The sequence below is a fragment of the Streptosporangium sp. NBC_01469 genome (assembly GCF_036227305.1).
GTDB lineage: Bacteria > Actinomycetota > Actinomycetes > Streptosporangiales > Streptosporangiaceae > Streptosporangium.
This window is the reverse complement of record NZ_CP109465.1, coordinates 8,906,255-8,932,949: the sequence shown is the minus strand read 5'-3', so window position 1 is coordinate 8,932,949 and position 26,695 is coordinate 8,906,255. Positions and strand designations below refer to the sequence as shown.

Below are 26,695 nucleotides of genomic sequence, written 5' to 3'. Positions count from 1 at the left end.
TTTTACGATCCGCCGACCTGGAGCCGCCGGTGTTCCAGGCACGGCAGGGCATTCCGGGTGGCAATCGTGATCTGCGAGTCGATTTCGCACGTCTGCACGGCGGGGGTGCTGCCCATGTCGGTGCGTATCACTCCCATTGGATCGACCAGCATGCTCCGCCCGATCCCGAAGCCGTCGCGGGCCTCCGGATTCGGAGCCTGACCCACGGCCGCGACCCAGGTGGTGTTCTCGATCGCGCGGGCCCTGACGAGGGTGGTCCAGTGTTCCTCCTTCATCGGCCCCGAACCCCACGCGGCGATCACCGCGAACATCTCGGCCCCCCGGTCGACCAGAGCGCGGGTGAGTTCGGGGAAGCGGATGTCGTAGCAGGTGACCAGGCCCACCCGGAGCCCGGCCAGCTCCACCACGACCGGGGTGTCCCCCGGCGCGACCAGCTCCGACTCGTGGGCGCCGAAGGCGTCGAACAGGTGGATCTTCCGGTAGGCGGCCTCGATCGAGCCCGAGGGGCCGATGGCGACCGCGGTGTTGTGGACCCGGCCCTCGGCGGCGGGCTCGAACACCCCCGCGATCACCGCCAGGCCGTGCTCCCGCGCCGCCCCGGCCAGCCCGGTGACGAACGGCCCGTCCAGCGGCTGGGCGAGTTCGGTGACGCGCCTGCCGTACCGGGTGAGGGTGGCCTCCGGGAAGATCACCAGCTCGGCGCCACCCGAGGCGGCCTCGGCGAGGGCGCCGAGGGCACGGCTCAGGTTGGCGGAGGGATCTTCGGCCACCGGGATCTGGCAGAGGGCGATGCGTGTCACGGGTGTGACCCTATCCGTCTGTTCGGCACTCGTTCCATCCACGTGAGGCTCCGCCACGCCCATTCCAGCGGTCCGTACCTGAACCTGGCCAGCCACGCGCGGCTGAAGAGCACCTGGAACACCAGGACGGCGGCGGAGAGCGCCACACCGGCGAGCCGGGTCGTGTCCGTGATGAGCAGCGGTACGAAGAGCAGGATGATCGGGGTGCTCATCAGATAGTTCGTCAGGGCCATCCGGCCGAGCGGGGCCAGGACCGCCAGCAGGGAGTCGCGCAGCCGGGTCCGCAGCAGGAGCAGCAGCCCGGTGCAGTAGGCCGTGGCGGCGGCGAGCCCGGCGGCCGGGTAGACGGCCCCGTAGAAGAGGGCGGGATCCTTGGCGATGCGGATCCAGAGCCAGGTGAGCGTCACGCCCAGCACCACGCTCGCCACGAACGAGGGGAGCAGCAGCCATCCGGGCGGCGGGCGCTCCATCAGGGCCATGCCGAGCACGAACAGGCCGGGGATGAGGATCGTCCCGCCGCCCTGGTGCACCGCCCACGCGGTGAGGGCGACGCCCAGCACCACCACCGCGGGCTGGTGGAAGAACGAGGCGGGCAGCAGCACCACCGCCCCGAAGATCGCGTACGGCAGGAGCACCTCGCCGTGGTTGAAGAACTGGTGGACCGCGCCGAGGGCCGCGAGCACCGCGAGCCTGCGCAGCAGCACGGCCCGGGGGTGTTCGGTCCGCTCGGCCGCCGACCTCAGGAAGAGGACGAAGCTCAGCCCGAACAGGAACGAGAAGATCGGATAGAACCTGCTCTGCAGCAGGTTGTCGATCGCCCAGTCGACCGCGTTGCGATCCGACTCCCTCAGATGCTCACGCGTGTGCTGCCAGGTGTTGACCACCATGATCCCGCACACCGCGAAGCCGCGGAGCACGTCGAGCTCGTGGAGCCGGGTCGGTCCGGTTGGTTCCGCCGGTCCGATCGGTCGGGTCAGTCGGGTCACAGGAAATAGACGTACCACCCCATAATCACCTACGCATAGACGACCCCTTCATTCACCGGCGCCCGGACGGCCGGGGCGGTGGACGGCGTGCCGGCCGGGGTGATGTCGAAGTCGGCCACCGCGAAAGCGGACGAAGCGCTTCGTTCCGGGGTCTGGCCGGGACCGTTCCGGTTCGCCGGTACCTCGATAGGTCGGACCTATCGGGGAAGATCTGGACGGGTGTGCCGGGCCTGTCGGGAGGGATGTCCGGAAAATCATGCGTCTGGGAACGATGCAATGGGGTGACCGGGCAATCTTTCCGGAGGAGAGTCGGTAATACCTCCTATCTATGACTTGACGGGATTTATTCACCGCTCTAATCTCACGTTGGTTAATTCAAGTGCTGAACTATGGCGAGGGGTGTCCGTAACACGGCCGTCTCGCGGGTTCGGTTCGCGGTAACACCGGTTCGCAGGAGAATCCATGAGACGACGCGGCTTTTCCCGTCTGTTCGCAGTGGCCCTCGCGGCCGTCCTGGCGGCGAGCACGGCCGGTACGACGGCGGGCCCGGCCGCCGCGGCCGCCGCCTGGACCGGCACCTGGGCGGCCTCGCCGCAGAGCAGCGGCACCACTTTCAACCAGCAGACCATCCGCCAGATCGTGCGCACCGGCATCGGCGGTACGGCGGCGCGCGTCCAGCTCTCAAACGCGTTCGGCAACCAGCCGGTGACCATCGACAACGTGCACGTGGCCCGGCGCACCTCCGACTCCGGCGTCGACCTCGCCACCGACCGGGTGGTGACCTTCGGCGGCCAGCGCTCCGTCACCATCCCCGTCGGCGGGCTGGCGGTCAGCGACTCCATCGCCTTCACGGTCGCCGCCCAGTCGGACATCGCGGTCAGCATCTACCTGCCGCAGCCGACCGGTCCCGCGACCTACCACCAGATGTCGACCCAGACCAACTACATCGCCTCGGGCAACGTCGCAGGGAACGCGAGCCTCGCGAACGCCCAGCAGGTCGGCAGCTACTACTTCCTGGCCAACCTGGACGTGCAGAACGCCGCCTCGCAGGGCGCCGTCGTCACGCTGGGCGCCTCGATCACCGACGGCGTCGGCTCCAGCTTCAACGCCAACCGGCGCTGGCCCAACCGGCTGGCCGCCCGCCTGGCCGACTCCGGCCGGGTGGTCGGGGTGCTCAACCAGGGCATCAGCGGCAACCGGCTACTGGCCGACGGCGCCGGGCAGAGCGCGATCAACCGCTTCGAGCGCGACGTGCTCTCCCAGCCGGACGTCCGCTGGGTCGTCCTCTCCGACGCCCCGATCAACGACCTGACGTCGACCTCGCCGCCGACCCGCGCGGCGCAGCTCATCGACGGCCTCAAGCAGCTCATCGCCCGCGCCCACCAGCGGAACGTCAAGTTCGTCTGCTCCACGCTGACCCCGTACCGCGGCTGGTCGGCCTGGTCGCAGGACGCGGAGAACCAGCGTGTCGCCTACAACGCGTTCGTCCGCGGCGCGGGCAGCGGCTGCGACGGCGTGCTCGACCAGGACGCCGCCACCAGGGACCCGGCCAACCCGACGATGTTCCTGCCCGCCTACGACACCGGCGACCACCTGCACCCCAACGACGCGGGTCTGCAGGCCGTCGCCAACGCGGTCAACCTCAGCTGGTTCGGGACGCCGGGCACGCCCGTCCCGTCGGTGATCGGCCTGCGGGCCAAGGCCAACGGCCGCTACGTCACCGCCGCCAACGGCTCGCCGCTGATCGCGAACGGGACGTCCGTCGGGACCGCGCAGCAGTTCGAGCGCGTCGACCTGGGCAACGGCAACGTGGGACTGCGCGCGAAGCTCAACAACCAGTTCGTGTCCGCCGAGGGCGCCGGGGCGCAGGCGCTGATCGCCAACCGTCCCTCCGCCGGTGCCTGGGAGACCTTCCAGATCACCAGCAACCCGGACGGCTCGGTCAGCCTCCGGGCCCGGGTCAACAACAAGTACGTGTGCGCCGAGGGTGGGGGCGCGCAGCCGCTGATCGCCAACCGCGACGCGGTCGGCCCCTGGGAGCAGTTCGAGATCGTCACCGGCTGACCGCCTGGATCTCGTACCGTCGTCGGCCGATCGCCGATGACCCGAACCGGCGGGGCGACCCGCCGGTTCGGACGTTTCCGCCCCTCCCGAGGGCGTCGTCGTTCCCCAGGTTCTTCCGGGTCCCCGGGTCCCCGGGTCCGCCGCGAGACCGGCACCGTCTCCTGCGAGAATCCGTCGCCCCCCGCGAGAGCGTCACCGTTCCCTGCGAGGGCCTCGTCGTTTCCCCGCGAGGGAAGCGTCGTCCTTGGGGAGGGTTTCGCGTTCCTCCGCGAGGGTGTCACCGTTTTCCGCGAGGGTGTCACCGTCCTGCGCGAGGGCCCGGTAGGCGGGCCGGAGCAGGTCCACGATCGGGACGCGCCGCGCCGTGAGCGGAGGCGGTTCGAGGGCGAGCAGCAGCAGGTCGGGCGGGCCCGCCCGCGGCGCCGTCCGGTCCCGCAGGCGGGCGGGCGAGGCGCCGGGCTCGTAGAAGTCCGCCAGCCGGTCGGCGAACGGCACGTCGGTCACGTCGAGCGGCCCCGGCCGTGCCGCGCGGTCCTCGGCGGCAGTGTCGCCGCCCGTCTGGCGGAGGGCGTCGAGCAGGGCGTCCCTCGCCATGCCCCGCCAGGCGAGGACCAGGAACGGGTCGTCGTCGAAGGCCTCGGCCAGCACGTACAGGACCGCCGACAGGTGCTTGCAGGGGAAGCCCCAGTCGGGACACGAGCAGTTCATGTCCAGGTCGCGCTGATCGGGGAAGAGCGGCAGCCCGCACCCGCGGAAGACGTCCTCGATCTCCGGCGGCATCTCCCCGGCGAGTAGCTTCGCGCGGTGGAGGGCCTGGGCGGCGAGCGCTCCGGCGAGCGTTCGCCACTGGTCCGCGTCGTAGGCGGTGATCTCGATGCCGACCCGGTAGGGACTCCTCCTCGACCCCTGGACCCGCGCCGCGACCCGTCCCGGTTCGAGCTCCAGGTCGAGGACCTGGCCCGAGCGCGCGTACGAGCGCCCCCGGCCGAGCCTGCCGCTGTCGCAGACGCGCTCCAGGATGTCGATGAACCGCCGCGACCACCACCGCTCGCCGATCGAGCCCCGCCTGCTGCGCACCCGCATGCCGCCCTCGACCCGGATCGGCCCGGAGGAGTCGAACCAGCCCTTCCCGCTCATCGCGCCTCTTTCGCCGCCGGTTCGCGGGCGCACCCGTGAAGCGCGCCGCACCCGCCCGGGACATGTCTCCCCGCGCCGCACCCGCCCGGGTCGTGTCTCCCCGGGGCGTGCCTGCCCAGGTCGTGTCCGACCTGGAGGTATCCGCCTGACGCGGCCCGCACGCCGGTCCGCTCGCCGTCCCCCGTCACGAGACGGCCTCCGAGCCGAGCCGGAACAGCTCGCGTAGCTGGTCGGTGGACAGGTCGGTGATCCAGTCCTCGCCGGTGCCGACCACGCTCTGGGCGAGGGTCTTCTTGCGTTCGATCATCTCGTCGATTCGCTCCTCCAGGGTGCCGAGGCAGATGAATTTTCTGACCTGGACGTTTCTGGTCTGGCCGATTCGGAAGGCCCGGTCGGTGGCCTGGTCTTCGACGGCGGGGTTCCACCAGCGGTCCACGTGGACGACGTGGGTGGCGGCGGTCAGGTTCAGGCCGGTGCCGGCCGCCTTGAGGGAGAGCAGGAACAGCATGGGCTCGTCGTCGCTTTGGAAGCGCTCGACGAGTTCGTCGCGTTTGCGTTTGGGGAGTCCGCCGTGCAGCCAGAGGACCGGCCGGTCGAGGTGGGCGGCGAGGTAGGGCTGCAGCAGGGTGCCGAACGCGGTGTACTGGGTGAAGACCAGGGCCTTGTCGCCCTCTGCGACGATCTCCTCGGCCAGCTCCTCCAGCCGGGCGAGTTTCCCCGACCGGCCCGCCAGTCGTGAGCCGTCTTTGAGCAGCTGGGCGGGGTGGTTGCAGACCTGTTTGAGCTTTGTCATGGTCGCGAGCACGTTGCCGCGCCGCTCGATGCCCTCGCTGTCGGCGATCTTGGTCATCATGTCCTCGAGCACGGCCTGGTAGAGGGTGGCCTGCTCCGGGGTGAGCGTGCACCAGATCTTCATCTCCTGCTTGTCCGGCAGGTCGGAGATGATCGAGCGGTCGGTCTTGAGCCGCCGCAGCACGAACGGCCCGGTGGCGCGTCTGAGCGCGGCCGTCGCCACGCTGTCGCCGTCGCGCTCGATCGGCTCCTGGTAACGCTTCCTGAACGTTCTGGCCGGGCCGAGCAGGCCGGGGTTGCAGAACTCCATGATCGACCAGAGCTCCGCCAGGTGGTTCTCCACCGGCGTGCCCGTCAGCGCGAACCTGCTCCTCGCCGGGATCGACCGTACGGCCCGCGCCCGCCCGGCGGCGCTGTTCTTGATCGCCTGCGCCTCGTCGCAGACGACCCTCGACCAGACCAGCTCCGCCAGGGCCTCCCGATCCCGCAGCGCGGTGCCGTACGTGGTGAGCACCAGATCCGCCTCCTCCACCCGCCGGGCCAGCTCCTCCCCGCGCAGCCGGGCGGCCCCGTGGTGCGAGTAGAGGTCCAGGGAGGGGGCGAACCTGGCGGTCTCCTTCTGCCAGTTGCCGAGCAGTGACATCGGGCAGACCAGCAGCGTCGCTCCCGGCCGACCACCCGCCGCGCGCTCGTTGAGGAGCAGGGACAGGGTCTGCGGGGTCTTGCCCAACCCCATGTCGTCCGCGAGGACGCCGCCGAGCCCGACGTCCGACATGAAGGCGAGCCAGGACAGCCCGCGCTCCTGGTACGGCCGGAGCACGCCGTGGAAACCGGCCGGGGTAGGGACCGGTTCGAGGCGGCGGTCGGCCTCGCCGGACAGCAGGTCGCCGAGGAGACCGTCGGCGTCCACCCCGACGATCGGCAACTCGTCGTCACCTCCGTGGACGACCTCCTGGATCACCTCGCCGACCGTCATCTCACCCGCCCGGCGTCTTTCGAACGCCTTCAGCGCGGCGCTCAGCTGCCGGTCGTCCAGCTCGACCCACCGGCCCCGTACCCGGACCAGCGGCACCTTGAGCCTGGCCAGCTCCGCCAGCTCCTCCTCGCTGATCGTCTCGTCGCCGATCGCCAGATCCATCCGGAAGTCCACGAGCTGCCGCAGTCCGAACCCCTGGTCGGAGGCCGCTCCCGGCCCTGTCCTCTGCGAGCGGGTCGTGAGCCTGAGCCCCAGCCTGGTCGTCCCGGCCCAGGCGGGCAGCTGTACGCCGAACCCGGCCGACTGCAGGAGCGGGGCGGCGTGGCGGAGAAACGCGAACGCGCCAGCCGTGTCGAGGACGAGCTCCGACGGCCGGGGACCGCGCAGCGCCTCCTCCACCTCCGGGTAGAGCCGCGTCGCCCGGCCGAGCCCCGCGAGCAGCGTCTCCTCGGGGCGGGCGGGCAGGCCGGGGGCGGTCTCACCGGCCCAGATGAGCGGCGCGGGCAGGTAGAGGCTCGGGTCCTCCGCCGACTGGACGGCGAACTCCACCCGCCAGGGGCCGTCCTCCCGCGCGTCGGATCGCGGTCGCCCTCCACGCTCCGCGACGAGATCACCGCCCGCTCCGGAGCCAGAACCGGAGGTGGGGGCGAAACCGAAACCGAAACCGGAACCTGAGTCGGAGTCGAAGTCGGGTTCGGGTTCGGGTTCGGGTTCGGGTTCGGTCAGACGGAAACAGACCCTCACCGGGGCGTCGAGCAGGTGTGCCGACCCGAACCACTCCCGGAGCGGTTCGGCCAGTTCGCCCGCCGCGGCTCGCGTCAGGCCGAGGAGCGTGGCGTCCTCTCCCGTGAGGGCGACGATCCAGCGATCCGTGAGGGGGGCGCGAGCCCCCGGGCGGCGCCCGCCGAGCAGGCGGTCGGGGAGCGCCCGCCGTACCGCCGCGTCGGACAGGCAGGCCAGGGCCTCGCTCAACACCTGGGTGGAGGGTCGCTCCTCGGCGACCGCCCGGCAGACGGGGGGCATGGCGGTGGCGAGATCGCGGAAGCGGGCGGCGCGGGGGCCGGTCAGCACCGGACGCCACCGCGCCGCGTGGCCGCCGTTCTCGGTGACGAGCTGGGGCAGCACCCGGCCATCGCGGACCAGCTCGCGGGCGTACGTCGCGACGGCGGCGAGATACCGCAGGGAGGCTCCGGGGATCGGCACCCGCCGAGCGTTCTCGGGCATCTCACCGGAGGGTTCACCCGGCCGGCGCGTCTCACCGAGCGACTCGTCGGGTTCGTACGTCTCCGCGGGAAACTCGTTGAGTTTGTGCGTCTCACCGTGGAGCTCGTCGGGTTCGTACGCCTCTACGGGAAACCCGTCGAGTTCGTGCGTCTCATCGAGCGACTCGCCGGGTTCGTACGCCTCCGCGGGGAGACGGGCCATCTCGTCGACGCGGTCGAGCAGGTCCAGCGCCGCGCCCGGCCCGACCAGCAGGGCGGGCACTCGCCAGGAGCCGATCCTCGGCCGCCGCGTGGTGATCTCCACCTCCGAGCCGGAGGAGGGCAGCGGGCCTCGCGCCGAACCCGGCAGCAGCAGGACGAGCTCGCCGGCGACGGCCCCGCCCACCGCCGTCTTCGCGGCGTCGCCCCAGAGCGGCAGGTCTCTCGACATGTTCGCCACGGGGGCCGCGAACGGATGCGGGCGGACCTTCGCCCGTGATGGGCCCCCGGAGCGTCCGGCCGGATCCTCCGCCCAGAGCGCGAGCCTGTCGCCGACCCAGGCCCCGTGAACGAACAGCACCCGCACGCCCCTTCCCCCGTCGCGAAAAACCGTAGCAGTGGGAAAGGCGCCGCGGCGGTGTTACCCGAGGTGGACCCGAACGCTCGCGCCCGAGGTCGTCCGGGGAGCGGGACGCCTGCTCCCAAGGCGTCCGAGGCCTGGGCGCGGTGCTCACCGGTGACCGGCTCTCACGCCGACGGGCCGGTGAGCGCTTCCAGCCTTTCCATGATCCGAGAGATCGCCATCCTCTGCGCATACCTCGATCATGATGGCCTCACAGCGGTGCAGCATCTCGTCGGTGAACACTTTCCGCCGGTATCTGGGGATGAAGACCAAATGGGCGTGGAGGCTGTGGACGACGGTGCGGCCTCTGCGGACATCGGGATCGGGTTCCCATCGCGGTGACATGGACCGAATGATAATTTGTTCGATTATGAGACTGGTGGTGCAGGTGAAGCTCCTGCCGACGCCCGAGCAGGCGACGGCACTGGAGGCGACCCTGCGCGCGGTCAACACGGCCGCCTGCCAGGTCTCCCGCCACGCCCACGAGCAGCGCACGTTTCGCAACTACGACCTGCGCAAGCACACCTACACGCAGATCAAGGACGGGTACGGGCTGGCCGCCCAGGCCGCGCAGCACGTCATCAAGAAGGTCGCCGACGCCTACGCCACCCTGCACGCCAATATCCGAGCCGGGAACCTGGGCAAGGTGGGCTCTGCCCGCCGGGTACGGGCCGAATCCACGCCGATCGCCTTCCGCGCCGAAGCCGCCCAGCCGTTCGACGACCGCTGCCTGTCCTGGCAGATCGACGCGCGGACGGTGTCGATCTGGTCGGTGGCCGGGAGGCTGAAGAACCTGAGGTTCACCGCGTCCGCCGAACAGCTCAAGACCCTGTCGGCACACCGCAAGGGCGAGTCCGATCTGGCCTACCGGGACGGCATGTGGTTCCTGATCGCGACCTGCGACCTGCCCGACCCCCGCGTCAAGGACCCGGACGCCTTCCTGGGGGTGGATCTGGGCATCGTCAACATCGCCACCACCAGCGACGGAGCCCGTCATTGCGGCAGGGCTCTGAACGCGGTCAGGCACCGCCGGCGCGAGCTACGCCGCCGCTTGCAGGCCAAGCGCACCAAGTCCGCCAAGCGGTTGCTCAAGCAGCGCCGCCGCAAAGAAGCACGGTTCGCCGCCAACACCAATCATGTCATCGCCAAGCAGATCGTGACCGAGGCAGAACGCACCGGCTCCGGCATCGCCCTGGAAGACCTCCAGGGCATCCGGGACCGGGTACGGCTTCGCAAGCCCCAGCGGGTCACGCTGCATTCCTGGAGCTTCCACCAGCTAGGTGGCTTCCTCGGCTACAAGGCGGCCCGGGCCGGGGTCGCTGTCATCTACGTCGATCCGGCTTTCACCTCCCAGCAGTGCTCGTCGTGTGGGCATGTGGACCGCAAGAACCGGATCGATCAAGCCTCTTTCTCGTGTATGTCGTGCGGCTTCGCTGAGCACGCGGACGTCAACGCAGCCCGCAACATCGCCGCACGCGGTGAGACGGGCTGGGCAGTGAGTCACGCTGCCTGACGCGGACCGGACCGTCGAAGCCATTGACGGCGAGGAGCTGCAAGCTCGGTCGTTTACGGCCGAGAAGCTGACGGCATCGCGCATGTACTGGTCGAAGAGCCCGTACAGCTCCTTGTCGAGGAGATCGGCGCCCCCGTTCCGGCCGGTGAACTCGACGACGATCGTCCCGACCTGATCCGTGAAGTCGTCGACGAGGCGGTCGACGACCGCCGGACCCGCGTCCGCGTCCAGCCGGTCGAAGCGCCGGGCGAGCCCTGTCACCACCTCGACGGTGCCGGGTGCGGCGATGTGCTCGTAGAACCCGGTGAGGTGTTCGATGCCGGCCTCGCCGACGAGATGCGCGAGAAGAACGGACTGCTCCCGGTCGATCCTGTTCATCGCCGGTGAGGTGCCCGACAGGGCGAAGGCCTCGAAGAACCGCGCGAGTTCCGGGGGCACATCGGGGAGGGTGCGGTGCCGGCGAATGATCCCCAGCATCGTCTTCTGCCTGGTGAGGCGGGCGATCTGAGTGTCGAGCTCGTTCTCGAGGTCGCTCAGCAGATCGTGGTGGTCCTCCTCCGAGCCGAGGAGGCCCGCCACCTTGTCGAGGGGGATCCCGAGCGCGGCCAGCCGTTTGACGCCCAGCAACCTGACCAGGTCGTGGATCGTGTAGCGCCGGTATCCGCTCGGGTCGCGCCCGGGCTCGGGCAGGACGCCGATCCGGTGGTAGTGGCGCAGCGTACGGACCGTCACGTCCGCGAGTGACGCCAGCTCGCTACTCCGTCAACGGGAGAGCCACCACGGCGATCGAGTTTCCCAGCAACGACAGGGCGTACGAGGCGAGGTAGATCAGGGGAACGGGCTTCATGCCCCCAGTGGAAACCATGACCTTACGTCGGGGGCAAGCGCCGGAGCCGGGGCGGGTTCGGGCGACCGGGGGCCGCGCGGGCGGGCCGCACCGGTGACGTGAGGCCCGGATCGGGTTTCCGGCGAGCGGTACGTCTCGTCATCGCCGTCGTGTCGGCCGGGCTCGCGGAGGCGAGGGCGATCGCCGAAGCGCCACCGGCCGTGGAGTGCCGGGGGGAGCGTCAGCCGCCGGCCGTGGAGTGCCGGGGGGAGCGTCAGCCGTCGGCCGTGGAGTGCTGGAGGGAGCGTCAGCCGCCGGCCAGCGCCTTTCTCAGCTTGGGGGCGAGGCCGGCCGTGAACGTCTTCGCGTCCTCGCAGCCCTTCCGCCCGAGCGACCAGCAGCCGAGCAACTCGTGGACCTCCGTGCGGAAGACCCGGCTGAACTCGCTGTAGTACGGGGAGGGCGGGCGGGCCCTGGCCTGCGTCAGCGCGCGCAGCAGCGTGTCGGGCCGTACGCCCTCGGACTCCGGTTCGGCGGTGGGGGAGGGGGCGGATCCGGGCTTGGACCCGGACGTGGGCTTGGGCGAGGTCGCCGCGGGTGCCGGGCCGCCGCAGCCGGTTCCCGCCTCCGTGTAGAGGGCGGAGACCCTGGCCGGGGCGAACCCGCCGCAGTGGTAGAGCAGCCCGGCCGCCTTTCCGCCGGTCAGCGCCGCCACCAGCCGCTGCGCGACGTCGCGCCGGGGGGTGTGCCTGGAGACGGCGAGGTACTGGCCGCCGAGGACTCCCTGCCAGGGCAGTGGCGCCGCGCGGAAGGCGATCCCGCCCGACCTCCGTTCCCCGGAGAGCACCTCGTGGGCGTAGGGCCAGTGCCGCAGGAACAGCGCGTGCCTCTCGCGGAAGGCGGTCAGTGACTCCGCCTCCGTGCTGCCGAGGGTCTCCCCGGAGATCACGCCCGCCCTCACCGTCTCGATGAGCCGTCCGACGGCCTCCACGCTCTCCTTCCGGGTGATCACCACGTGGCCGTCCGGGTCGACCACGTCCCCGCCGTTGGCCCAGATAGCCTCCAGGGCGTTGACCGTGAGCCCCTCGTAGGAGGCGAACTGCCCGGCGAGCCCGAGGGCGGTGGGGTCGGGCCCGGCGCGGCGTGCCTTCGCGAGGCCGGTCATGTCCTGCCAGCCCGCCGGTACCCGCAGGTCGTCGCGGTAGTAGAGCAGTCCCACGTCGGTGTTGAACGGCACCGCGTACTGGACGCCGTTCCAGGCGCCCGCGGACCAGATCTGGGAGAGGAAGTCGTTGGTCCCGCCGTGCGCGGCGCTGTCGATCGGGCGCAGGTAGCCCTCCTCGGCGAACTCGGGGATCCACTGGATGTCGAGGTTGTACACGTCGTAGTGCCCCGTCTTCGCCTGGGCGGCCGAGATCATCGCGCTGCGCTGCTCGTCCGCGACCGAGGAGATCGCCACGAAGCACGCCCGGGGCCTGCCCTTGACGCCGTTCCAGACGGCTTCGAGCGCCCGCTCGCGGGCACCTCCCGAGACGTCGGCGCCGCTGGCGATGCGCAGGACGCAGTCGTCCCTGGGCGGTCCGGGGGGCGGCGTGGGCGCGGCGCTCGCCGCCAGGGAGGGGAGGCAGGCCAGCAGCAGGAGGAGAAGGAGCACCCCGTGGCCGACCGGCTCCGCCCCGGAGGGCGTGCCCCGCCCGCCCGTCCCACCTGACGTGGACGGCGAAGGTGGCGAGGAGGGCGTGGACGGCGAGGGGCGGCTCATTCGGTGATCGTCCGGAGTTCGGTGAACGCGTCGTCCAGCTTCTGGTCGGGGTCGGTGCTCGCGTCGTAGCAGGACAGCAGGCCCTCGTCCCGGAGCCGCGGCAGCGGGGACGTGTCGCAGCCGTGCAGGTCGAAGGAGAGCATCAGCAGGCGGACACCGCCGTGTCCCCTGATGTCCTCGCCGGTCAGCCCCCTTGGGTTCCCGCCGTCGGTGAGCACGAGCACGGCCTTTCGCTCCGCCGGGTCACCCGTCCTTTCCATCTGGTCGAGCGCCTTCGCGATGATGGGGCGCATCGGGGGATCGGGGCGCGAACCGCCCCGGTAGGCGTTCTGGACGTCGGTGAGCCTGCCGGTGAGGGCCTTTCCCTCGTCGCCGACGGGCGCGAGGGGAACGGCGTGGTCGTCATCGGGGAAGAACGTCATGATTCCGGTGGTCCGCTCACCGCGCTTGGACGTGACGGCGAGCTGGGCCACCTGGATCGCCGCCTCCAGCCGTGATCTGCCGTCGTTCACCTTGTTGCGCGCCATCGAGCCGGAGACGTCGACCACGACGAGGACGTGGTCGGCGAGGGGGGTCGCCAGCTTGTACAGCAGCTTGGGGATGTCCGGCTTCCAGTTCGCCGCCACCGGCGCGTCACTCCTCAGCCGGTGCGCCTTCACCGGCAGCCTCTCTACGTTCAGACGGCCCTCGGCGTCACGGAATCCGTAGCGGGGGAGGGCCTCCCGCAGGAAGTCGCAGAACTCCTCGACCGTCCGTTCGACGGCCGGGGGCCGTCTCAGATCCGGCCACCGCTTGGAGACGCACGCGTACCGCATGGCGTGGCCGCCCCTCGGGTAGACGACGGCCAGTTCTGACGGCCTCTCCCCGGCGTTCCGCAGTGTGGCGCTCGGCGACGGCCACCCGCCGCCCGCACCGGGGACGGCGCAGCCGCCCGACGCGGGAAGCGCGGGGTCGGCGCCCGACAGCGCGACGGTGAGCTCGTAGAACTGCTGCTCGGTCATGACCATCGCGGACGTGTCGAGGGAGCTCGCGTACCGGCACATCACGTCGCGGACGGTGTCGCCCGGCCGCACCTTCCTGGACAGCCCCTCCGAGGGGCCGGGGGCGGCGGCCGTGGCCATCAGGCCGACGTTGGAGGCCAGCGGATGGGTGCGCACGACCTGCTGCCGGGCGCCGGGCCTGCCGCGCAGCAGGTCGGCCCAGTCGCGGTCTCCGGGGTTCCGGCTGGCCTCGGTGAGCTCCTCGGCGAGATCCTCCGGCGCGGCGATGACCAGCGGCGAGGTCGCGACGACCGTCCGCTCGCCGAACGCCGGCACGCCGTTCGTGCCCCTGTCCATGTAGTCGATCTCCTGGAGGGAGTCGGCGATCCACCCGTCCGGCCGGGCGCCCGGGGGTTTCCCCGCCGGCCGCTCCGCCGCCCGCCCGGTGGCCGGCTGGACGGGGAACGTCCAGTCGGCCAGCCGGTCTCGCACCTCGCCGGCGCGCAGCCCGCTGACGTTGATGTTCATCTGCCGGCAGCCCCACCAGTCGACCTTCCCGGCCATGAACTCCCCGGCCGCCCGCTGGATGGCCGGGGAGGTCTCGGCGGACGCCAGGAGCGTGATCTCGTCGGGGATCTGGCAGGTGACCCACGGCTCGTCCTTGGGAACGACGGCCAGGGCGGCGACGACGGTGATCAGGACGCCGGTGGAGAGAAGCCACCAGACGTCCTGGCGCACCCACTGGGAGAACACCCCGAGAACCCCGTACAGGCGTTCCGGAACCGCGCGGCGCAGCCAGGCGGTGCTCTTCAGCAGGTGGCCGGGGAAGATGGTCAGTGCCGTGAGCGCGAGAATCCCGAGAACCAGGGCCACTTTCGAGACCGTGGAAATGGAGAGGGCGAGAAGCACGAGCAGCGTCTGGACGAGGGCATTGGAGAAACCCGTCACCATCTGCCAGGCGCGTTCCGTCGAGCCGGTGGTGTCCGCGGAAGGCGGGGTCTTCACGGTCTTCTCGCTGTTCACCATCTGTCAGTTGTCTCCGCCGGTGGTTTCCCGAGACCTCGCGTTCACCCTACGTCGGATCATCACCACCGAGAGAGGGTTTCTGTGATCTACGGGACGGGGATTCACCACCGGGGTGTTTACGGTCGGCCGCATTTACGGACAGGAGGGCGACCAGGGCATTCGGGGTGGCGCTTTACGTCCGCATTGTGAACTTCGGCGGAATGAGGGCCCGGTTCCCACGGGGATGGGCGCGCCGGTCGCGCGCCGGTCCGCCGGTCCTCGCCGGGGTCGCCGCCGGGCCGCGTCCGGGGGTGTGATCCGCGCGTCCGGTGCCCGGATCCGCGCTGGAACCGCCGCGGGCTCGCAGGTCGTCCGGCCTTTCGGCGGCGTTCTAACGGTGGTGGCGGAGATTCCTCGATCGCCCATGTCTTGCTTGTCCGACGTTGATTGACAAATGTCGTCCAATGGCGCGGTGACGCGATCGGTAATCGGACGGCTTCTCGCCGGGCGCTGCCGGTGTGTGAATCGCGTGGCGCGTTTTCGATCGTTTCTCCGACGCTTTCCGGTCGTGCTCCCGCCGGTTTTCCGCGGTACTTCCGATGAACGCCGGTCGATCACTCTCCCCACGACCCGCCCGTACCCCTGTCACCGCGTCCGGGGCGTTCTCCGGAAGGGAAGAGGTGTTCTCCGGAAGGGGACGGCTCGGTAAGGGGGACGCGACGGCGGCCACGAGATGCCGATGGAGAGCGGGACTACGCTGGAGCGCGTGAATGATCCTCTGGTGGCGCGGATGCGCGAGTTCGGCACGACCATCTTCGCCGAGATGTCGGCGCTTGCCCTGCGGACCGGCTCGATCAACCTCGGCCAGGGCTTCCCCGACACCGACGGGCCCGCCGCGATGCTGGAACGGGCGGTGTCGGCGATCCGCGAGGGCTCCAACCAGTACCCGCCGGGACCGGGCGTGCCCGAGCTGCGCCGGGCCGTCTCCGAGCACCGCAAGGACCACTACGGGCTCGACTACGACCCCGACGGCGAGATCCTCGTCACCGTCGGCGCCACCGAGGCCATCGCCGCGACGATCCTCGCGCTGTGCGAGCCCGGTGACGAGGTGATCGCCTTCGAGCCGTACTACGACTCCTACGCCGCCGCCGTCGCCCTCGCCGGGGCCGTGCTCCGCCCGGTCACCCTGCGCCCGGTCGAGGGCCGCTTCACCTTCGACCCCGCCGAGCTGCGCGCCGCCGCCGGGCCGCGTACCCGGGCCGTCCTGGTCAACTCCCCGCACAATCCCACCGGAACCGTCCTCACCCGCGCCGAGCTGGACGAGATCGCCCAGCTGTGCCTGGAGCGCGACCTGGTGGCCGTCACCGACGAGGTCTACGAACACCTCACCTTCGACGGCGTCGAGCACGTGCCGATGGCCACCCTGCCGGGCATGCGCGAGCGCACCGTGATGATCTCCTCCGCGGGCAAGACCTTCTCGGTCACCGGCTGGAAGACGGGCTGGATCTGCGCGCCGCCCGAGCTCGTCAGGGCCGCGCAGACCGTCAAGCAGTTCCTCACCTTCACCGCCGCCGCGCCCTGGCAGCTCGCCGTCGCCCACGGCCTGCGCCACGAGCTCGACTGGGTCTCCTCCCTGCGGGCGGACCTGGAGTCCAAGCGCGACCGCCTGACGGCGGGGCTGTCCGCGGCGGGCTTCGAGGTCTACCGTCCCGCGGGCACCTACTTCGTGCAGACCGACATCCGCCCCCTGGGCTTCACCGACGGCCTCGCCCTGACCCGCGAGCTGCCGTCGCTGGCGGGAGTGGTCGCCATCCCCACCCAGGTCTTCTACGCCCGCCCCGGGCGCGGGAGCCACTTCGTCCGCTTCGCCTTCTGCAAGCGGGACGAGGTCATCGACGAGGCGGTGAGCCGGCTGGCCGGGCTCGGGGCGGTTCGACCCGCGGGGGTTGATCGGGCATCCTGGAGGTGACGCGACTGGCGGCAAGAGGATGGCATCAACCATCGGGGAGCTCGTCGTGGGAGTCGACCGCCTGGGCGCCCACGCCGAGAGGACGCGCATGCCCCAGCCCGCATCGAACGGTCCCGAGCCCGAGAGCGCGCCGTCGGCCCGGCTGCTTCCCGGCGGCCCGGTCGCGGAAAGCATTCTCGCCGACGTGGCCACCCGGGTGGCCGCCCTGACCGGCAGGGGGATCACCCCGAGCCTGGCGACGGTCCTGGTCGGTGACGACGACGCCAGCGCCGGATACATCCGCATCAAGCAGCGGCAGGCCGCCGAGCTCGGTTTCGCCTCCCCGCACGAGCACCTGCCCGCGAGCGCCACCCAGGCGGACCTGCACGCGGTCATCACCGCCTTCAACGAGGACCCGGCGGTGCACGGGCTGCTCGTGCAGCACCCCGTCCCCAGGCACCTCGACTACGACCGGGCCCTGCAGGTCATGGATCCGGACAAGGACGTCGACGGCATGCACCCGCTCAACATCGGGCGGCTGGCACTGGAGCTCCCGGGCCCGCTGCCGTGCACGCCCGCCGGGATCGAGGCGCTGCTCGCGTACTACGACATCCCGGTGGCGGGCCGGGAGGTGGTCGTCCTCGGGCGCGGGGCCACGCTCGGCCGTCCCCTGTCGATCCTCCTCGCGCAGAAGCGCCCGACGGCGAACGCCGCCGTCACCGTCGTGCACACCGGGGTGAGCGACTGGCCCCGCTACACGCGGCGCGCCGACGTCCTGGTCGCCGCCGCGGGCGTGCCGGGGATCGTCCAGCCCGAGCACGTCAAGCCCGGCGCCGTCGTCATCGGCGGCGGGGTGCGTTACGAGGGCAGGCGCCTGCTGCCCGACGTCGACGAGTCCTGCGCCCGGGTGGCCGGGGCCATCACCCCCAGGGTCGGCGGGGTCGGGCCCACCACGGTCGCGATGCTGTTCCGCAACGCGATCACGGCGGCCGAGCGCGCCACGGGTTCCCCCGGGGAGGGCGGTGCCCGGTAGCCGCCCTGGGGACGCGCTGAGGACGCGCCCGCCTCGCGAAACGCCGGTCGCCGTGTCGCCGCCCCGGAATCGATCTCTCTACGTGTACCTTCTGCTGCGGAGAGTGATCGACGGGCGTGCCCGCGGGGGCGGTACGCACGGTGCGGAGCGGGTGGGGCGGGCGGGTTCCTCCCGATGACGCGCGTCGCTCTCCATCGCCGTGATTCGCAGGAAGGAGAGCATCGACGATGCGACGGGGATTCAGGGTGCTGGCGTCGGCGGCGGCGGTCGCGCTCGGTTGCGCGGGGTTCGTTCCGGGCGCGGCGACCGCCTCCGGCTCGGACTCCGCCGCGTGGGGGCCCATCCGCAGCCACCAGAACTGGCGCTGCCTGGACGCCGACCTCGGCACCATCGGCCCGAACGGGACCAAGGTGCAGCTGTGGGGCTGCAACGGCTGGGCCAACCAGTCGTGGAGCTACGACGTGTCCAGTCACACGATCCACAGCAAGGAGAACGGCCGCTGTCTGGACGCCGATCTCGGGACCATCAACGCGAACGGGACCAAGGTGCAGCTCTGGGACTGCAACGGCTGGGCCAACCAGAAATGGATCTACGACGCGACGAGCCGCACGATCTACAGCATGTACAACGGGCGCTGCCTGGACGCGGACCTGGGGACCATCGGCTCGAACGGGACCAAGGTGCAGCTGTGGAACTGCAACGGCTGGGCCAACCAGAAGTGGACGCTCTGACGGCCGCCCGCGGGCGGCGGTACGGGCCGTATCCGCCGGTTCCCCGCGCCGGGGCCTGACCTCGGACGGGGAAGGGGGGCGGCTCCCGCGGCGCCGCCGCGAGGGGCCGCCCCCGCCCGGGGGAGGGCCGGCTCGCGCGAGGCGGGCGTGAGAGGGCCCGGGGCCGGCCGGAGAGCGGACCGGCCCCGGGCGGTGCGGGGGTGTTATGGCCTTCCCGCGATGACCGGCGAGGCGGCGGCGGGGTCGGCGGCGGGGGCGGCCGGGGTGGCGGCCCGCGCCGAGCGCAGCGGGATCTCCTTGAGCATCAGGGCGGCCACCGCGGCGAGGACGGCGATCGGGACACCGACCACGAAGACCGCGCTCATCGCCCGGGTGAAGGCCTCCAGGATGATCTCCAGGATCGGCGCGGGGAGAGCGTGGATGGCCTCGGGAGAGCCGAGGCTGGGGACCGCGCCGCCGCTCAGCGGCAGGTTCGCCGCCTTCGCGAGGGAGACCAGCTCCGAGGTGAGCCGGTTGGACAGGATCGCGCCGAAGGCCGCGACGCCCACCGCGCCGCCGAGGGAGCGGAAGAAGGACACCCCGGAGGTCGCCGAGGCGAGGTTCGCGCGGGTCACCGCGTTCTGGGCGGCCAGGATCAGGATCTGCATGGAGGCGCCGAGCCCGATGCCGAGCACCGCGTTGTCGAGGCCGATGATCACCAGCGAGCTGTCGACGTGCAGGCGGGAGAGCAGGAACAGCCCGAGCGCGACCAGCAGCATGCCCACCACGGGGAAGATCTTCCAGCGGCCCGTCCTGCTGACGAACCGGCCGGTCAGGATCGAGGAGGTGAGCAGGCCGAGCACCAGGGGCAGGGTCATCAGGCCCGAGGCGGTGGGGCTCATGCCCTTGACGATCTGCAGATACTGCGGCAGGAACATCAGCGCGCCGAACATCGCCGCGCCGACCAGCAGGGAGGCGACGGAGGTGAGCACGAAGGTGCGGTCGCGGAACAGGTGCGGGGGCAGGATCGGGTCGGCGGCCCGGCGCTCGGCGACGACGGTGAGGCCGAACATCGCCAGGCTGAGCGCGCCCAGGCCGTAGGTCCACGCGGAGTTCCAGTCGAACTCCTTGCCCCCGAGGGAGAGCAGCAGCATCAGTGCGGTGGTGCCGCCGGTGATGAAGGTCGCGCCCCACCAGTCGACCTTCGTGTCGCGCCGGACGAGCGGCAGCTTCAGCACCTTCTGGATGACGACGAACGCGACCACGGCCAGCGGCACGCAGAACCAGAAGGTCCAGCGCCAGGACATGTTGTCCACGATGAACCCGCCGAGCAGCGGGCCGGCCACCGTCGAGACGCCGAAGACCGCGCCGATGTAGCCGGAGTAGCGCCCGCGCTCGCGGGGCTCGACCACGTCGCCGAGGATGATCTGCGGCAGCGCGGCGAGGCCGCCGGCGCCGATGCCCTGCAGCGCCCTGGCCGCGATGAGCTGGCCCATGTCCTGGGAGAACCCGGCGGCGATGGAGGACAGCACGAAGACGACCAGCGAGACCTGGAACATGAGCTTGCGGCCGTAGAGGTCGGAGAGCTTGCCCCAGATCGGGGTGGAGGCGGTCATAGTCAGCAGGGTCGCGCCGGCCACCCAGGCGAGCTGCTCCTGACCGCCGAGCGTGCCGACGATCGTCGGCAGCGCGGTCCCCACCACGGACGTCGAGATCATCGACGTCAGCATGGCGAGCATCAGTCCGGCCAGGATCTCCAGCACCTGTCTGTGGGTGAAACGCGGTGCGGCCTCGGCCTGGATCCGTTGTTCGGTCAGCATGAACCGTCCCCCAATGCATGTACAGTACACATGAAGTTAGTAGACGCTTGTTTACTCGTCAAATCTGGAAGGATCCCGTAGGTGGATGAGATACGGCAGCGCGACAGGGAGGGCACCAGGCGGCGCATCCTCGACGCCGCCCGCCGGCTGTTCGCCGACCTCGGGTACGACCAGGTGACGATGCGGATGATCGCCGCGGGGGCGGACGCCAACATCGCGCTGATCAACCGCTACTTCGGCAGCAAGCGCGACCTGTTCGCCGAGGTGCTCGCGATGCAGGGGCGCTTCCCCGGTGTCCTGGAGGGCCCCGAGGAGGAGCTGCCCCGCCGCCTGGCCGAGTACGTCGCCGAACGGCTCCGCTCCGACCAGGGGAGCGTGGTGCTGGCCGCGCTCATCCGGTCGTCCAGCGCCCCGGAGATCCACGAGATCATCCGCGACCGGGTCAGCTCGGCGATCCTGGGCCCCCTGTCGGCACGGCTCTCCGGTCCCGACGCGACCTTCCGGGCGATGGTCGCCACCGCGCTCGTCACCGGCAGCGGCACGATGCGCCAGCTCTACGGCCCCGACGCCGGCGACGCCCCCGACCACGAGACCGTGGTCGCCCGGCTCACCACCGTCTTCGAGGCCTGCCTCGGGGTGGGGGATCCCGGCACCGCCCCGGCGCCGGCGCGGTGACGCCGGCGCGGTGCGTTCGGGACGGGTCCGAACGCGTCGCCCGATTCGATTTCCGCCCGGTGCGCGGACGCTCCTCGTGACCCGGCCACCGGGCGGGCGGCGCCGGAGCCATCCGCGATCACCCGGTCGCCCGAGGCGTGCGACCATGGTCACATGACCTGGTTGCGCTGTGCCTTTCCCCGCCCGGGGGCGACCACGCGGCTGTTCTGCCTCGCGCACGCGGGCGGGTCGGCCAACGCCTACCGCGCGTGGTCCGAGCTGCTGCCCGCGTCCGTCGAGCTGCACGCGACGCAGCTTCCCGGCAGGGCCGACCGGTTCACCGAGCCGCTGCCGGACGACATGGACGCGCTGGCCGACGAGGTGACCGGGTCGATGCTGCCGCTGCTGGACCGGCGTTTCGCGCTGTTCGGGCACAGCATGGGGGCGACGCTCGCCTACGAGGTCACGCGTCGCCTCGAGGCCAGGGGAATCGCCCCGGCGCAGCTGTTCGTGTCCGGCGCGAGAGCGCCGCACGACCCCCGCGACAGGCCCGCGATCTCGGAGTACGACGACGACCGCTTCGTGGCCGAGCTGGCGAGACTCGGTGGCACCGAGGTGGAGATCCTGTCCCACCGGGCGATGCGCGAGCTCGTCCTGCCCTACGTCCGCGCGGACTTCCGCCTGGTCGAGGCGTACCGCCACCGTCCCGGACCTCCGCTGCACACCCCGATCTCCGCCCTCGTCGGCGACGCCGACCCGGTGGTCACCCCGGTCCAGGCCAAGTCGTGGGAGGCCCTTACGAGCTCCGGCTTCTCCCTGACGGTCTTCCCCGGCGACCACTTCTACCTGCAGCCGCGACGCGCGCCGGTGGTCGAGGAGATCGCCCGGACCCTCATGGGGTGAGCGGGCCGCGATGAGTGGACATGGGAACGTCCTGGAACGGGCTTCGGACGGTGGAAGCCGTACCGCTCCCGGGTCATGTCCGCCTCCGCGAGGCCCGCGCGAGCCGCCCGGTTGGCTGGTTGTGTCGAAGGAAGGGTGCTCCTTGGGCAATGAGTGCCCATGAGGTGGAACGGGGAGGCCGTTAGCGTCGGCCAGGTGGGTGAACGAGTACTGATCGCGCTCGGTGGCAACGCGATGACCGGGCCCGACGGCGGCGCCTCGCCGGGCGACCAGCACCGCGCGGTCGAGCAGGCCATGCGTCACGTCGTCGCGCTCATCGAGGACGGCCACCAGGTGACCCTCACCCACGGCAACGGCCCCCAGGTCGGCAACCTGATCCTGAAGAACCAGCTCGCCGCCCACGTCGTGCCCCCGGTGCCGCTCGACTGGTGCGGGGCGCAGACGCAGGCCACCATCGGCACCCTCATCCTCAACGCGCTCGACGGCCGCGCGGCGGCCGTGGTCACCCGTACGCTCGTCGACCCCGCCGACCCGGCCTTCCAGGACCCGGTCAAGCCGATCGGCCGCTACTTCAGCGAGGCGGAGGCGCGCCGCTTCGAGGATCTCGGCCAGACCTGGCGCCGCTTCGAGCGGGGCTGGCGCCGCGTGGTGGCCTCCCCCGAGCCGCTGGAGATCCTCGACGCGCCCGCGGTGGCCGCGCTGGTCGCCGCGGGATTCACCGTCGTGGCCGCGGGGGGCGGCGGCGTGCCCGTGACCCGCGACGCGGAGGGGCGGCTGGCCGGGGTCGAGGCCGTGATCGACAAGGACCTCGCCGCCGCCGTGCTCGCCAGGGCCGTGCGGGCCACGGTCCTGGTCATCGCGACCGACGTCCCCCGGGCCGTCGTCGGGTTCGGTACGCCCCAGGCCCGGCCCCTGGGCCACGTCACCGCGGCCGAGCTGCGCGTGTTGCACGCCGCGGGACACTTCGCCGGGGGCAGCATGGGCCCGAAGGTCGAGGCCGCGCTGCGCTTCGTCGAGCAGGGCGGTGACCGATCGGTGATCACCTCCCTCGAGGACATGGGAGCGGCGCTCACCGGGGAGACCGGCACCGTGGTGCGAAAGTGAACATGACGCGATCGAAAGGTGGCAGGGATGCCCGAACCCATTGAAGTGCGCAAGGTGCCCATCGAGAGTGTGACCGACGCCTCCGGGCTGGCCAGGCTCATCGACGACGGGGTGATCGAGGCGCACCGGGTGCTCGCGGTGATCGGCAAGACCGAGGGCAACGGCGGGGTGAACGACTACACCCGCATCCTGGCCGACACGGCCTTTCGCGGGGTGCTCGCGGCCAAGGGGCACCCGTCTCCCGAGAGCGTGCCGCTGGTGTGGTCGGGCGGCACCGACGGCGTGCTCAGCCCGCACGCCACGATCTTCGCCACCACCGCGAACGCCGAGCCGGGTGACGAGCCGAGGGTGAGTGTCGGCATCGCGATGAGCGACGTGATCCTGCCCGAGGACATCGGCCGCCCCGCGATGGTGGAGAAGGTCGCCGCCGGAGTCCGCGAGGCCATGAAGCTCGCCGGGATCGACGACCCCGCCGACGTCCACTACGTCCAGACCAAGACCCCGCTGCTCACCCTGTCCACGATCAACGACGCCAAGTCGCGCGGCAAGGACGTGGTGATCGAGGACACCGGCCCGTCGATGGACATCTCCAACTCCACCACCGCCCTCGGCATCGCCGTCGCCCTCGGCGAGATCGAGATGCCGGCCGCCGACCAGATCCACCGCGACCTGTCGCTCTACTCCTCCGTCGCCTCGTGCTCCTCGGGCGTCGAGCTGGACCGGGCCCAGATCGTGGTCGTCGGCAACGTACGGGGGATCGGTGGCCGATACCGGATCGGTCACTCGGTCATGAAGGACGCGCTGGACGCCGACGGAATCTGGGAGGCCATCCGCTCCAGCGGCATCGAGCTGCCCGAGCGCCCCCACCCGTCCGACCTGGGCGACAAGCTCGTCAACGTCTTCATGAAGTGCGAGGCCGACCCGTCGGGCAGCGTGCGGGGCCGTCGCAACATCATGCTCGACGACTCCGACGTGCACTGGCACCGCCAGATCAAGGCCACCGTCGGCGGCGTCGCGGCGAGCGTCACCGGGGACCCGGCCGTGTTCGTCTCGGTCGCGGCGGTCCACCAGGGCCCCAGCGGCGGCGGCCCGGTGGCCGCCATCGCCGACCTCGGCTGACGGTCACGCGCTCCGGCACGCGCCGCCCGCGCGTGCCTCCGCGTGCGGGCCTGGCCGTCACCTGGCCGTCACCCGCCCGCGGCCGGGGCACGGGCCAGGGGCCAGGGGTTACGGGTTACGGCCGAAGACGCGCATGGCCGCCTCGGTACGGTTGGTGACGCCGAGCTTGGCGTAGATGTTCGCCAGATGCTTCTCGACGGTGCGGGGGCTGATCTCCAGGGTGCGGGCGATCCCCTCACTGGTGCGTCCACCGGCGACGAGCCGCAACACGTCGGACTCGCGGACGGACAGCCGGGGAGTGGACTCGGTCAGGAGCAGCGCGCCGTGGGAGCGGTACGGGACCAGGCGGACCGTCAGGCTGCGGCCGTCATGCTCGGCCACGTAGTCCGGGACGGGTGGCTCGCCCGGGTCGGGTGTCCGGCGGTGTGCCGCGAGCCACGCGGCGATCTCCTCGGGAAGAGGGCCGCCGTCGCGGGTGTGCCTGGGGAAGTGGGCGGCCAGGAGAACGCGGGCGATGCGGTTGGCGGCCCTGGCCGTCGCGTGCGGCCCGAGGAGGAGCACGCCGTGGGCGGTGTCGTCGAGGGCGTCGAGGGCGGCCAGCGCCGACTCCAGCCACGCCGTGGCGCGCGCGGCCCGCAGAAGGGCCGACAGGTGGGGAGAGGCCACTTCCATGAGTTGCAGGTCGGTGTCGGTGAAGTCGCCGTCGACGCGGTTGAGACCGATGCCGGTGAGCACGCCGTGCTGTATGCCCAGGACACCCATCATCTGGTACTCGATACCCAGCGGGCGATAGAACTCGTGGTAGAGGTCCAGGCTGTGCCACTGATGGCGGGTGACCAGGTCGCTGAGCCGGAGCGGGCCGTCATGGCCGCCGGGCCACCCCAGGGGACTGAGGAACGGATGCTCGGCGAACAACCGGGTGAAGTTGCGCACCAGGTCCGCGGGGAGGGCGACGGGGGGCCAGGGATGCTGCTCGACCTGGCCGGCACGCAGATCCAGGGTTTTGTAGGCGATGACGTCGGTGTCCACCACCGCGGACAGCGCCGACAGCATCCGGGGGAACAGATCTTCGCCCGGGGCCGCCTGCTCGCACTCGCGAAGCGCGCTCAGGAGCCGTCTGAGACTGGACTCACGCATACGAGATCCCCCGGCTCGGTGCGGCCGGGGGCCGCGCGGACTCCCCGTCGCCTTCCTTCGTGATCTTATGGCGTCACTACGGCTCGGGCGAGTGCCTGGTGGTCTCCAGGCACTCCTCGTAGGTGATGAGCGCGTCGGAGAAGGCGACCTCGTGGCTGTAGCCCTGGCTGCGCAGGACGTTGTAGTTGTGGTTGAAGTCCTGGTAGCACTCCGAGGCGTGGGCGGGGGTGCCGGCGGGGATCAGCCATGCGACGGTCGCCAGCGAGGCGATGACGAGACGGCGTGCGTGTTTCACGGGGCTCCTTTGACCAGGGGTTCTCCGGGAGATGCCTCATCGGTGTGCTGAACGATCACGCCGGCGTCGATGAGGGAAACCATGGCGTCACTCTGGCTTGGGTGAGTGCTTGGTGGTCTCCAGGCACTCCTCGTAGGTGATGGTCGCGGCGGCGGCGGCCGCGTTATGGCTGTAGCCCTGGCTGCGCAGGTTGTTGTAGTTGCTGTTGAAGTCCTGGTAGCAGTCCGTGGCGTAGGCGGGAGTGCCGATCGGGACCAGCAAGGCGGCGGTCGCCAGCGAGGCGATGACGAGACGGCGTGCGTGTTTCACGGGGCTCCTTCGACCAGGGGTTCTCCGGGAGGTACCTCATCAGTGTGCTGAACGATCACACCGGCGTCGATGGGGGAAACTACGTACCCCGGCAAGGCGTCCCACGTCACCGGTCCGGCGGCCTATCGGGGGGTCAGCACACAGAACTCGTTGCCGTCGGGATCGGCCATCACCACCTGACCGGCCTCGCGCCGGCCGACGTCGACCCGAGTCGCCCCGAGGGAGACGAGACGGTCGACCTCCGCTTGCTGATCACCGTGCGCAGGTGGGGCGACGTCGAAGTGCAGCCTGTTCTTCCCGGTCTTCGGCGCCACCGGCGGACCGCCCCACGTGATCTTCGGACCGCCGTGCGGCGAGCGGATCGCGGTCTCCTGGTCCTGGTCCCAGACCAGCGGCCAGCCCAGCGCCTCGCTCCAGAAGTATCCGACCTCCTGCGAGCCGTCGCACGCGAGCGCGCCGACGAATCCGCAGTCGGCGAGGAAGTCGTTGTCCGGCCCGATGACGCAGAACTCGTTGCCCTCGGGGTCGGCGAGCACCACATGGCCCTCCTCCGGGCGCTGCCCGATGTCGATGTGCCGCGCACCGAGCCCGAGCGACCTCGCCACCGTCTGCCGCTGGTCCTCAAGGGACGTGCTCGTCAGGTCGAAGTGCATCTGGTTCGGGCCGGCCTTCCTCTCCCGGGCCGGAAGACATCGGATCCGGAACCCGGTGTCGTCGCTCGGCAGGAGCGCGATGCCGTCATGGCGGTCGTCGGCCATCTCCCAGCCCAGGACTCCGGTCCAGAAGCGCGCGAGACGGAGCGGGTCGTTCGCGTCGAAGCAGAGCGCGACGAGCTGAGAGGTCATCCCACATCTCCAATCCGTCGGCTCACGGGCGCGGACAGGACACCTCCGCCCGCCGTATGACGGAGGCAACGCTAGCCCGCTCGAGGACCGCGACGCCAACGAGTATGAGTCGGAAGGACGCTTCCGGCGCACGATCCGCGATCAGGACAGGCG

20 protein-coding genes, 2 pseudogenes and 1 riboswitch are annotated in these 26,695 nt (G+C 71.1%); of the genes and pseudogenes, 9 read left to right on the top strand and 13 right to left on the bottom strand.

Annotated features, from left to right (window positions below; translation table 11 throughout):
• Positions 1–2 precede the first annotated feature (2 nt).
• Together OG587_RS38840 and OG587_RS38835 are read right to left on the bottom strand one after the other, a co-directional pair.
• Positions 3–800: a carbon-nitrogen hydrolase family protein gene (locus tag OG587_RS38840; protein ID WP_329083814.1), complete on the bottom strand. Its 798-nt coding sequence runs from the start codon at positions 798–800 to the stop codon at positions 3–5.
• Positions 797–1,786: a DUF418 domain-containing protein gene (locus tag OG587_RS38835; RefSeq protein ID WP_329083813.1), complete on the bottom strand. Its 990-nt coding sequence runs from the start codon at positions 1,784–1,786 to the stop codon at positions 797–799. Before OG587_RS38835 ends, OG587_RS38840 begins: the two co-directional genes overlap by 4 nt.
• Positions 1,787–2,248: 462 nt before the next feature.
• Here OG587_RS38835 and OG587_RS38830 point away from each other — a divergent pair, with 462 nt between their 5' ends.
• Complete coding sequence (locus OG587_RS38830) at positions 2,249–3,850, top strand: GDSL-type esterase/lipase family protein (RefSeq protein ID WP_329083812.1); 1,602 nt, start codon at positions 2,249–2,251, stop codon at positions 3,848–3,850.
• Positions 3,851–4,042: 192 nt separating this feature from the next.
• Here the strand turns inward: OG587_RS38830 and OG587_RS38825 are convergent, their stop codons facing one another.
• From OG587_RS38825 to OG587_RS38815, 3 genes and pseudogenes are all read right to left on the bottom strand, one after another.
• Positions 4,043–4,987: an SWIM zinc finger family protein gene (locus OG587_RS38825; RefSeq protein WP_329083811.1), complete on the bottom strand. Its 945-nt coding sequence runs from the start codon at positions 4,985–4,987 to the stop codon at positions 4,043–4,045.
• A gap of 184 nt (positions 4,988–5,171) precedes the next feature.
• Positions 5,172–8,537 carry a DEAD/DEAH box helicase gene (locus OG587_RS38820; protein WP_329083810.1) on the bottom strand — a complete coding sequence of 1,122 codons (3,366 nt, stop codon included), beginning with the start codon at positions 8,535–8,537 and terminating at the stop codon, positions 5,172–5,174.
• A 219-nt stretch (positions 8,538–8,756) separates the two neighbouring features.
• Positions 8,757–8,924: pseudogene (locus tag OG587_RS38815) on the bottom strand (transposase); the annotation flags it as partial.
• A gap of 25 nt (positions 8,925–8,949) precedes the next feature.
• On the opposite strand from OG587_RS38815, the gene OG587_RS38810 reads away from it, so the two are divergent.
• Entirely contained in the window at positions 8,950–10,092 is a 1,143-nt protein-coding gene (locus OG587_RS38810) for an RNA-guided endonuclease InsQ/TnpB family protein (RefSeq protein ID WP_329083809.1), read from the top strand.
• A gap of 624 nt (positions 10,093–10,716) precedes the next feature.
• On the opposite strand, the pseudogene OG587_RS38805 reads toward OG587_RS38810, so the two are convergent.
• The 3 genes and pseudogenes from OG587_RS38805 to OG587_RS38795 form a co-directional block, all read right to left on the bottom strand.
• Positions 10,717–10,824, bottom strand: a pseudogene (locus tag OG587_RS38805) (helix-turn-helix domain-containing protein); the annotation flags it as partial.
• 401 nt (positions 10,825–11,225) lie between these two features.
• Entirely contained in the window at positions 11,226–12,680 is a 1,455-nt protein-coding gene (locus OG587_RS38800; RefSeq protein ID WP_329083808.1) for an extracellular solute-binding protein, read from the bottom strand.
• Positions 12,677–14,686, bottom strand: a complete 2,010-nt coding sequence (locus OG587_RS38795; RefSeq protein ID WP_329083807.1) for a vWA domain-containing protein — start codon at positions 14,684–14,686, stop codon at positions 12,677–12,679. Before OG587_RS38795 ends, OG587_RS38800 begins: the two co-directional genes overlap by 4 nt.
• A 745-nt stretch (positions 14,687–15,431) precedes the next feature.
• Between OG587_RS38795 and OG587_RS38790 the strand changes: the two genes are divergently transcribed.
• From OG587_RS38790 to OG587_RS38780, 3 genes are all read left to right on the top strand, one after another.
• Positions 15,432–16,634 carry a pyridoxal phosphate-dependent aminotransferase gene (locus OG587_RS38790; RefSeq protein WP_329083806.1) on the top strand — a complete coding sequence of 401 codons (1,203 nt, stop codon included), beginning with the start codon at positions 15,432–15,434 and terminating at the stop codon, positions 16,632–16,634.
• Positions 16,626–16,708, top strand: a riboswitch (ZMP/ZTP riboswitch). It overlaps the preceding gene by 9 nt.
• A gap of 14 nt (positions 16,709–16,722) precedes the next feature.
• Positions 16,723–17,646 carry a bifunctional 5,10-methylenetetrahydrofolate dehydrogenase/5,10-methenyltetrahydrofolate cyclohydrolase gene (locus OG587_RS38785; RefSeq protein ID WP_329094132.1) on the top strand — a complete coding sequence of 308 codons (924 nt, stop codon included), beginning with the start codon at positions 16,723–16,725 and terminating at the stop codon, positions 17,644–17,646.
• A gap of 227 nt (positions 17,647–17,873) precedes the next feature.
• Positions 17,874–18,377: an RICIN domain-containing protein gene (locus OG587_RS38780; protein WP_329083805.1), complete on the top strand. Its 504-nt coding sequence runs from the start codon at positions 17,874–17,876 to the stop codon at positions 18,375–18,377.
• Between the two features lie 203 nt (positions 18,378–18,580).
• Here the strand turns inward: OG587_RS38780 and OG587_RS38775 are convergent, their stop codons facing one another.
• Entirely contained in the window at positions 18,581–20,176 is a 1,596-nt protein-coding gene (locus tag OG587_RS38775) for an MDR family MFS transporter (RefSeq protein ID WP_329083804.1), read from the bottom strand.
• Between the two features lie 81 nt (positions 20,177–20,257).
• Here OG587_RS38775 and OG587_RS38770 point away from each other — a divergent pair, with 81 nt between their 5' ends.
• From OG587_RS38770 to OG587_RS38755, 4 genes are all read left to right on the top strand, one after another.
• Entirely contained in the window at positions 20,258–20,851 is a 594-nt protein-coding gene (locus tag OG587_RS38770) for a TetR/AcrR family transcriptional regulator (RefSeq protein WP_329083803.1), read from the top strand.
• Positions 20,852–21,004: 153 nt separating this feature from the next.
• Positions 21,005–21,733: a thioesterase II family protein gene (locus OG587_RS38765; protein WP_329083802.1), complete on the top strand. Its 729-nt coding sequence runs from the start codon at positions 21,005–21,007 to the stop codon at positions 21,731–21,733.
• Positions 21,734–21,928: 195 nt separating this feature from the next.
• A complete protein-coding gene (locus OG587_RS38760; protein ID WP_329083801.1) occupies positions 21,929–22,837 on the top strand; it encodes a carbamate kinase in 909 nt (302 codons plus the stop codon).
• A 27-nt stretch (positions 22,838–22,864) separates the two neighbouring features.
• Positions 22,865–23,956, top strand: a complete 1,092-nt coding sequence (locus tag OG587_RS38755; protein WP_329083800.1) for a ring-opening amidohydrolase — start codon at positions 22,865–22,867, stop codon at positions 23,954–23,956.
• Positions 23,957–24,064: 108 nt separating this feature from the next.
• Here OG587_RS38755 and OG587_RS38750 read toward each other — a convergent pair whose 3' ends face one another.
• The 4 genes from OG587_RS38750 to OG587_RS38735 form a co-directional block, all read right to left on the bottom strand.
• The gene (locus OG587_RS38750; RefSeq protein ID WP_329083799.1) at positions 24,065–25,093 is read right to left on the bottom strand and encodes a helix-turn-helix transcriptional regulator; all 1,029 of its coding nucleotides are present in this window, start codon (positions 25,091–25,093) and stop codon (positions 24,065–24,067) included.
• 76 nt (positions 25,094–25,169) lie between these two features.
• Positions 25,170–25,388 carry a hypothetical protein gene (locus OG587_RS38745; protein WP_329083798.1) on the bottom strand — a complete coding sequence of 73 codons (219 nt, stop codon included), beginning with the start codon at positions 25,386–25,388 and terminating at the stop codon, positions 25,170–25,172.
• 87 nt (positions 25,389–25,475) lie between these two features.
• Positions 25,476–25,697 carry a hypothetical protein gene (locus tag OG587_RS38740; RefSeq protein ID WP_329083797.1) on the bottom strand — a complete coding sequence of 74 codons (222 nt, stop codon included), beginning with the start codon at positions 25,695–25,697 and terminating at the stop codon, positions 25,476–25,478.
• A gap of 122 nt (positions 25,698–25,819) precedes the next feature.
• Positions 25,820–26,542 (bottom strand): VOC family protein, encoded by a 723-nt coding sequence (locus OG587_RS38735; RefSeq protein WP_329083796.1) that lies wholly within the window; start codon positions 26,540–26,542, stop codon positions 25,820–25,822.
• Positions 26,543–26,695: the final 153 nt, after the last annotated feature.

Excerpts from the sequence above, each read along its gene's own strand:
- OG587_RS38830 (WP_329083812.1), top strand. The coding sequence starts at position 2,249 with ATGAGACGACGCGGCTTTTCCCGTCTGTTCGCAGTGGCCCTCGCGGCC.
- OG587_RS38765 (WP_329083802.1), top strand. The coding sequence starts at position 21,005 with ATGACCTGGTTGCGCTGTGCCTTTCCCCGCCCGGGGGCGACCACGCGG.
- OG587_RS38735 (WP_329083796.1), bottom strand. The coding sequence starts at position 26,542 with ATGACCTCTCAGCTCGTCGCGCTCTGCTTCGACGCGAACGACCCGCTC.
- OG587_RS38810 (WP_329083809.1), top strand. The coding sequence starts at position 8,950 with ATGAGACTGGTGGTGCAGGTGAAGCTCCTGCCGACGCCCGAGCAGGCG.
- OG587_RS38800 (WP_329083808.1), bottom strand. The coding sequence starts at position 12,680 with ATGAGCCGCCCCTCGCCGTCCACGCCCTCCTCGCCACCTTCGCCGTCC.
- OG587_RS38795 (WP_329083807.1), bottom strand. The coding sequence starts at position 14,686 with ATGGTGAACAGCGAGAAGACCGTGAAGACCCCGCCTTCCGCGGACACC.
- OG587_RS38785 (WP_329094132.1), top strand. The coding sequence starts at position 16,723 with ATGCCCCAGCCCGCATCGAACGGTCCCGAGCCCGAGAGCGCGCCGTCG.
- OG587_RS38750 (WP_329083799.1), bottom strand. The coding sequence starts at position 25,093 with ATGCGTGAGTCCAGTCTCAGACGGCTCCTGAGCGCGCTTCGCGAGTGC.
- OG587_RS38755 (WP_329083800.1), top strand. The coding sequence starts at position 22,865 with ATGCCCGAACCCATTGAAGTGCGCAAGGTGCCCATCGAGAGTGTGACC.
- OG587_RS38825 (WP_329083811.1), bottom strand. The coding sequence starts at position 4,987 with ATGAGCGGGAAGGGCTGGTTCGACTCCTCCGGGCCGATCCGGGTCGAG.
- OG587_RS38780 (WP_329083805.1), top strand. The coding sequence starts at position 17,874 with ATGCGACGGGGATTCAGGGTGCTGGCGTCGGCGGCGGCGGTCGCGCTC.
- OG587_RS38775 (WP_329083804.1), bottom strand. The coding sequence starts at position 20,176 with ATGCTGACCGAACAACGGATCCAGGCCGAGGCCGCACCGCGTTTCACC.